Raw genomic sequence first — 7265 nt, forward strand, 5'->3', positions numbered from 1 at the left:
TTCATCCCCCGAAACATGCAATTCATCCCCGGTTTAATCCGGGGATATTTTTTCTGGTAAAATCATATTAAGAATCTTTTTAATGATACCAGAGTCAAAAGGTCAAAAAGCCGATGCAAGCTCGCTTGCAAGAGGATTTTTGACCTCTTGACCCGCAAAAAACATGAGTAAGTAGCCATTTTCCGAAGAAAAATGAGCGGATTACGAATGTTTTTGAAGATTGCGGGAGTGCAAAGCACGTAGCAATCTGGTATCAAAAGAAAAATAAGAAAGAAGGGAAAATCATGTTTCAAAAAAATCCTGTATCAAAATACAGTACTTTTCAAAATATATGGTTTATGATTAAACTTGCCTGCACTTCTCAGGAGAAGAAAGTTCTGGTGATCAGCTTTTTTATCGCACTGTTAACCATTATACAGAACCTTCTTAACCTTTATGTTTCTCCTGTCATATTAAGTGCAATAGAAAATCATGTTTCCATTCAGGAACTGCTTTTTACAATTGTAATTTTTGTGCTTATGATAATGCTGGTATCAGCTGCATTGGCTTATGCAAATCAAAACGTAATTTGCGGACGGATCAGTGTCCGTTGTGAGATTGTAAATCTTTTAAACAAAAAAGCATCCACAACATCTTATCCCAATATAGACGATATGAAATTCAAAAAATTACTGACCAAATCGGCCGAATATACGGACAATAACGATCAGGCCACTGAAGCAATCTGGAATACACTAACTGTACTTTTGATCAATATTGTCTGTTTTTTTATTTACACCGGTCTTCTTACACAAATTCATCCAATTCTGATTTTGGTCATTCTGTCAACTGCCGGAATCAGTTATTTTATCTCTCAAAGATTAGATGAATATAAGTATCAACATCGGGAGGAAGAAGCTGAATATATACATCAAATGGCATATTTATTAAACCGTGCAGCTGACTTTGGTGCAGCAAAAGATATCCGCATTTTCGGTCTTCGTTTCTGGCTGGAAGAATTATACAGCAAAACAGCCAGGGAATTTACAGCATTTCATCGAAAAGCAGAAAATGTTTATATCTGGGCTGGAATTGCAGATTTGACTTTTACTTTTCTGCGCAATGGAGCGGTCTACGCATATTTAATTTATTTGGTATTATACCGCGGTCTTGATGTGCCTGCTTTTTTGCTTTATTTTACTGCAGTAGACAGTTTTTCAGGCTGGATTACAGGAATTCTGGAAGGACTTGGCACATTGCACCGACAGTCTCTTGATATTTCCACGGTCCGGGAATGTCTGGATTATCCGGAATTATTCCGTTTCAAAGATGGACTTACCTTAAATCAGGACGCTAAAAATAATTATGAAATTGTTTTGGAAAATGTTTCATTTCGCTATCCAGGAGCTGAAACAGATACTTTAAAAAATATAAATCTTACCTTACATCCAGGAGAAAATCTGGCAGTTGTAGGTCTTAATGGTGCTGGAAAAACTACGTTGATCAAAATAATCTGTGGGTTTCTTAATCCCACAAAGGGACAGGTAAAATTAAATGGAACAGATATCCGAAACTATAACAGAAAAGACTATTATAAGCTGTTCTCGGCAGTGTTTCAGGATTTTTCATTGTTAGCGGGAACCATTGCAGAAAATGTGGCGCAAACAGAAAATTTCGACCTGAAACAGGTGAAAAATTGTATCAAAAAAGCCGGCTTGCTTCCAAAAATAGAAGCTCTTCCAGATAAGTATCAAACCTTTCTGAATCGTGAGGTTTACAAAAATGCAATTATGTTTTCGGGTGGAGAAACACAGCGCCTTATGCTCGCCCGCGCATTATATAAAGATGCCCCTTTTATTATATTGGACGAACCAACTGCCGCACTCGATTCCATTGCTGAAGCAGACATTTATCAGAAATATGACGAAATGACAAAAGGAAAATCCTCAGTTTATATCTCCCATCGGCTCGCTTCTACCAGATTCTGCAGCAGAATCTTAATGCTGGAGCAGGGAGAAATACAGGAAGAAGGAACTCACGAAGAGCTGTTAAGGCAAAGTGGAAAATACGCTGCTCTCTATGAGGTTCAAAGCAAATATTACAGGGAAGGAGATGGGGAAAATGAAGACAAATGAGAAAAACATATCGTTAAAAGAAGCACTGCAGCTTAATCACAGAGCATATAAGCTTTTTTACCGATATTATCCAAAATTAATTCTTTCCCAAATCAGTCTGACCATCTGGAAAGCACTGACTCCCTATATAATCATATATTTATCTGCACTTGTTATTGAAGAACTTGCAGGCGACCGAAGCCCTGACCGCATTCGTTTTCTGGTAACGATTACTTTATTATCCGGAGCAGGAATCAGCTTGATATCTGCATTTCTTAAAAAATGGAAAAGGACTTGGAGCGCAGGTCTTGGAATGAAAATCAAGCGAATTTTGTGCGAAAAACTTTTTGATATGGATTACTGTGATTTAGATGATAGCAAAACTATGGAGTTATATTCTTCCATTATTCAAAATCTCAATGGACCTGGGTGGGGACTATACAATGTTCTGTTAAATTATGAAGCTCTGTGTTCAGAAGGATTTTCGATCATTTGTGGCTTATCCATGACCATTTCCCTTTTCACCAGCCAGATTCCAAAAACAGCAGAAAAACTTGTTATTCTTAACAATCCGGTATGTGTAACAGCCATAATTTCTGTTATGGTACTGATTACCTGGTTTTCGCCTGTACTCGCTGGAAAGGCAGGAAAATACTGGGTCAGAAGTGCAGATCTGCATACCTTTTCCAATCGTTTGTTTGCATATTACGGACGTCTGGGCTATGATAGCAAAAAGGCAGCGGATATGCGGATTTACCAACAGGAAAAAATATGCGAAAAGCATAATCTGAGCAAAGAAAATCCTTTCGGTTCCAAGGGATTATTTGCCAGATATGGAAAGGGACCTGTTGGATTTTACATGGCAGCGTCTTCCGCAGTATCTGTAATTTTCACAGGGATTGCCTATGTTTTTGTATGCTTAAAAGCCTGGACAGGTGCCTTTGGAATCGGAGCGGTTACAAAATATATTTCCTCTATTACGAAAATATATTCAAGTGTATCCGGCTGTATCTCCACCATTGAAGATATGCAAAACAATGCTATTTTTCTGAAACAGACATTTGAATTTCTGGACATTCCCAATAACATGTATCAGGGAAGCCTGACTACCGAAAAACGCAGCGACCGAAAGTATGAAATAGAATTTCGAAATGTTTCTTTCCGATATCCAGGATGTGAACAATATGCCCTCCGAAATATCAATATGAAATTTGAAATTGGTCAAAAACTGGCTGTCGTTGGTATGAATGGAAGCGGAAAAACTACGTTCATCAAGCTTCTGTGTCGGCTTTACGATCCTACAGAAGGGGAAATTCTTCTTAACGGAATCGATATCCGAAAATATAATTACAAAGAATATATGATGATTTTTTCAGTGGTATTTCAGGACTTCAAGCTCTTTTCCCTGACTCTTGGGGAAAATGTGTCTACCAAAATCAATTATGACGAAGAGGAAGTAAAAAATGCTCTGAAGAAATCCGGATTTCACAACTGGCTTTCTACAATGCCAGAAGGTCTGAATACTTATCTTTACAAGGATTTTAATAAAAAGGGAATTATCATTTCCGGTGGAGAAGCTCAGAAGATAGCTATTGCAAGAGCCCTTTATAAGAATGCCCCTTTTATTATATTGGACGAACCGACTGCAGCTCTTGATCCCATTGCGGAAGCTGAAATATATGAAAAGTTCAATGAAATAACAGGCGATAAAACTGCCATTTATATCAGCCATCGCCTGTCTTCCTGCAAATTTTGCGATAAAATAGTTGTATTTCATGAAGGATCTGTGATTCAGACTGGAACTCACCAGGAGCTTGCTGCAGATAAAAACGGGAAATATTTCCAGCTATGGACGGCGCAGGCACAATATTATAGATAAACAGCTTTTCAATTTTCCTTAATCATGTTAAACTAAGGAAAAGTAATGCTATGGAGGTTTTTCTCATGGATGTACACAGTATCAGTACCAAATGTACCCGCACCGAATTTGTGGGAACTGCAGTTCTGGATACCATCGGACTTGTGATTTCAGGAGTAGACGATACTCTTTTAAATGAAATGAATATAGGAACACGCTATCACACCCTAGGACTTTTCAGTTCCCGTACAGGTGCAGCAGGTCAGATTACTGCTGTTGATGATGCAGTGAAGGCTACAGGCACAGAGGTTCTTTCTATCGAATTCCCACGTGATACCAAGGGCTGGGGTGGTCACGGCAATTATATCGTGATTGGTGGAAATGATGTTTCTGATGTGCGCCACGCCATTTCTCTTGCATTGGAATTAACCAATAAATATGCGGGAGAGTTATATATCAGCGAATCCGGTCATCTGGAATTTGCATTTTCAGCAAATGCAGGCGGCGCTCTTGCCATGGCCTTTCACGCAGTTCCAGGGGAAGCTTTCGGATTCATGGCAGGTTCTCCGGCGGCTATCGGACTTGTAATGGCAGACACTGCAATGAAGGCTTCTGCAGTTCATATTACACGCTATATGACACCGAGTATTGGTACAAGCCATTCCAATGAGGTTATCCTTGCCATCTCCGGAGATGCCAGTGCTGTGAAAGAGGCTGTACTCCAGGCAAGACAGATCGGCCTGGAACTGCTGATCGGAATGGGAAGCTATCCAGAAATTCCGGGAGAACCGTATTTATAACAATCCCCCCTATATATTATTGCAGACAAATGCCCTGACAGGCAGAAGCTTTTAATGATCTTAATCCTGTCAGGGCGTATTTTTTTCCTTAATTTAGTCTGTAAACCTCAGCACTCTGAAGTCCAAATGCAAGCGCCTCTGAATGGCTGTTAAAATAAATATCCACATGTCCGTAAGGTGTTCCAAGATCCTCCACTGTATACACATTTCCATTGATCAGGAGCTGAGTTCCGAATGGCACACCAGCCATGGCAACGGTTCTTCCCGCTGTAGGAACAGTTCCGCTGGCTGTCAGGTTTCCTGCTGTTCCGCAGCACTGTGCACAGTTGCAGTATGCGGTGAGAGTAAAGGTTCCAAGGTAAGTTCCCTGTGAAGATGAACTGCTGCTCTCGGAAGAACTGTCGGAGCTTTCACTGCTGTCGGATGACTCGGTATAAGAATCATCATAGGAACTGCTGTTATCTGTGTCCTGATTGGAATCACTTTCAGACTCGCTGTAGTCATCGTAGGATTCCTCTGTGCCATAGTTTCCCCCGTCACTTGGTGACTGGGCGGCAGCCTCAGCTTCCTGGGCTACCTGCGCCTCCTGGGCTGCTTTCTCTGCCTCTGCAGCCTGCAAAAGGCTGTAAATACTGCTGTCTGCATTACTGATCTGTGTATTTAAAGCACTGATTTCATCCTGGCTGGCACTGATCTGATAAATATAGGACTGAATGTTCTCATTTGTGCTTGCAGTAAGTGCCTGTACCTCTTGCTGTTTGGCAGATTTCTCTGCCAGAAGTTCATTAATATTCTGAGCTTCCTCTTCTGCCTGCTCTTCCTGGGCCTTGATATCTGCCTGAAGGGCTTTATATTTAGCAAGCATGTCTCTGTCATACTGGGAAATCTGGGCTATATTTTCTGCACGGTTCAGAAACTGAGCCAGATCTTCTGAGGACAAAAGCAGCTCCAGCATGGAAGCACTTCCATTCTCATACATGTATACAATACGCTTCTTCATATCCTGATACTGCTTGTCCGCTGTGGCCTTGGCTTCCTCAAGCTGGGTATTCAGAGTTTTCAGCTGCTCTTCTTTCTCCGCTGCCTGAATTCCAAGCTCAGATACACTGTTGGTAAGGTCTGTATACTGAGCATTCAGCTCTTCCAGATAGCTTTCAAGCTCCTGCTTCTTGCTCTCCAGAGATGCCATGTTGGACTGCTGCTGTGCCAGTTCTGCCTGCGCAGCTTCTTTCTGTGCCTGTACATCAGCGATCTGTTCCTCCGTAGAAGAAGCAAATACTGCCCCGTGCATAGAAACAATCATGATTCCAGTTAACAACATTGAAAAAATCTTTTTAAATCTCATCTATGTAAACACCTCGTTATTTTTTTCGTATGTCAAGTATAACATATTTCGTAATTTTTTCAACACTTTTATTTAACTTTTGTAACATTTACGTAATATTTCACAATTATCCAGAATCTGGAAAGATAATGAAATACATGGTTATAGAACAAATTCAGGCACAATATACCGTGAAATAGTTTGGGCAAATCACAGGAATGTTTTTGCAAAAAATATCCCGCATTTCATGAATCTCTCCATAAAATGCGGGATGTAAAAACCTCTCTCCTTCTTATACCGCAGCTTCTTCCTCTGCTGCAGCTTCCTGGTATTTCTCGAGAATGATCGTCTGGATCTTGTCACGAGTGGAAGAATTGATTGGATGCGCGATATCCCGATATTCTCCATCGGTTGCTTTGCGGCTTGGCATTGCGATGAAAAGACCTTTCTCTCCTTCGATCACCTTGATGTCATGTACTACAAATTCTTCATCAATGGTAATGGAGACTACAGCTTTCATCTTCCCCTCCTTTGCAACCTTTCTCACCCGTACGTCTGTAATGTTCATTTTTGCTGCCCCTTTCCTCTTAATCGCATTTACTGCGCTTTAAGTCTTATTATATTACAAGCTATATCTATCATTATTCTCCACAACGATCTCTACTTCTCCATCACCGCTGTAGTACGAATTTGCCCGGATGGTTCCCCGGCTTTCAACGATACAATTCTCGATATGTGTATTATCCCCCAGATATACATCATTCAAAATTACGGAATTTTTAATTACGCAATTATTTCCAACATAAACATCTTTAAACAGGACAGAATTCTCAACCACTCCGTTTACAATACATCCACTGGAAATCAGAGAATTCTTAACATCTGCGCCAGGATTGTATTTAGCCGGTGGAAGATCATCAATCTTGGTCTTAACTGCTGGCTCCTGTTTGAAGAAGTAGTTACGGATCTCCGGTTTCAGGAAATCCATGTTGGTCTTATAGTAAGATTCAACAGTGGAAATATTGCTCCAGTAGCTGTCGATCTTATATCCATAGATTCTCTTCAGATTCTTATAACGGATCAGAATATCTTTTACAAAGTCATTTCGACCTTCCTGTGCAGCCTTCTCAATCAGTTCGATCAGCTGTCTTCTTCGGATCACATAAATACCTGTAGAAATAGTATTATAT

Annotated in this window: 6 protein-coding genes; 3 read left to right on the forward strand and 3 right to left on the reverse strand. The window is 40.4% G+C overall.

Annotated features, from left to right (window positions below; all coding sequences use genetic code 11):
- The first annotated feature begins 284 nt into the window (after nucleotides 1–284).
- From AB5706_RS21655 to pduB, 3 genes are all read left to right on the forward strand, one after another.
- Nucleotides 285–2114: an ABC transporter ATP-binding protein gene (locus AB5706_RS21655; protein WP_227200619.1), complete on the forward strand. Its 1830-nt coding sequence runs from the start codon at nucleotides 285–287 to the stop codon at nucleotides 2112–2114.
- Nucleotides 2101–3972 carry an ABC transporter ATP-binding protein gene (locus AB5706_RS21660; RefSeq protein ID WP_368366315.1) on the forward strand — a complete coding sequence of 624 codons (1872 nt, stop codon included), beginning with the start codon at nucleotides 2101–2103 and terminating at the stop codon, nucleotides 3970–3972. The genes AB5706_RS21655 and AB5706_RS21660 overlap by 14 nt, the downstream gene beginning before the upstream one ends.
- 65 nt (nucleotides 3973–4037) lie before the next feature.
- Entirely contained in the window at nucleotides 4038–4751 is a 714-nt protein-coding gene (pduB, locus tag AB5706_RS21665; protein WP_195983117.1) for a microcompartment protein PduB, read from the forward strand.
- Nucleotides 4752–4839: 88 nt separating this feature from the next.
- Here pduB and AB5706_RS21670 read toward each other — a convergent pair whose 3' ends face one another.
- The 3 genes from AB5706_RS21670 to AB5706_RS21680 all read right to left on the reverse strand — a co-directional run.
- Nucleotides 4840–6096 carry a PcsB-like coiled-coil domain-containing protein gene (locus AB5706_RS21670; protein WP_195983116.1) on the reverse strand — a complete coding sequence of 419 codons (1257 nt, stop codon included), beginning with the start codon at nucleotides 6094–6096 and terminating at the stop codon, nucleotides 4840–4842.
- A gap of 271 nt (nucleotides 6097–6367) precedes the next feature.
- Nucleotides 6368–6643 carry a septation regulator SpoVG gene (gene spoVG / locus AB5706_RS21675; RefSeq protein WP_118577982.1) on the reverse strand — a complete coding sequence of 92 codons (276 nt, stop codon included), beginning with the start codon at nucleotides 6641–6643 and terminating at the stop codon, nucleotides 6368–6370.
- A gap of 54 nt (nucleotides 6644–6697) precedes the next feature.
- A partial coding sequence (locus tag AB5706_RS21680) for a GlgC family sugar phosphate nucleotidyltransferase (RefSeq protein ID WP_472515493.1) occupies nucleotides 6698–7265 on the reverse strand: 568 nt, incomplete at its 5' end.

The sequence above is a fragment of the Ruminococcus sp. RTP21484sp1_RTP21277st1_D2_RTP21277_210401 genome, assembly GCF_040924225.1.
Lineage (GTDB): Bacteria > Bacillota > Clostridia > Lachnospirales > Lachnospiraceae > Blautia_A > Blautia_A faecis.

What these genes read in the sequence shown, in the direction of transcription:
- pduB (WP_195983117.1), top strand. Translation starts at nt 4,038, where the DNA reads ATGGATGTACACAGTATCAGTACCAAATGTACCCGCACCGAATTTGTG.
- AB5706_RS21655 (WP_227200619.1), top strand. Translation starts at nt 285, where the DNA reads ATGTTTCAAAAAAATCCTGTATCAAAATACAGTACTTTTCAAAATATA.
- AB5706_RS21660 (WP_368366315.1), top strand. Translation starts at nt 2,101, where the DNA reads ATGAAGACAAATGAGAAAAACATATCGTTAAAAGAAGCACTGCAGCTT.
- AB5706_RS21670 (WP_195983116.1), bottom strand. Translation starts at nt 6,096, where the DNA reads ATGAGATTTAAAAAGATTTTTTCAATGTTGTTAACTGGAATCATGATT.
- spoVG (WP_118577982.1), bottom strand. Translation starts at nt 6,643, where the DNA reads ATGAACATTACAGACGTACGGGTGAGAAAGGTTGCAAAGGAGGGGAAG.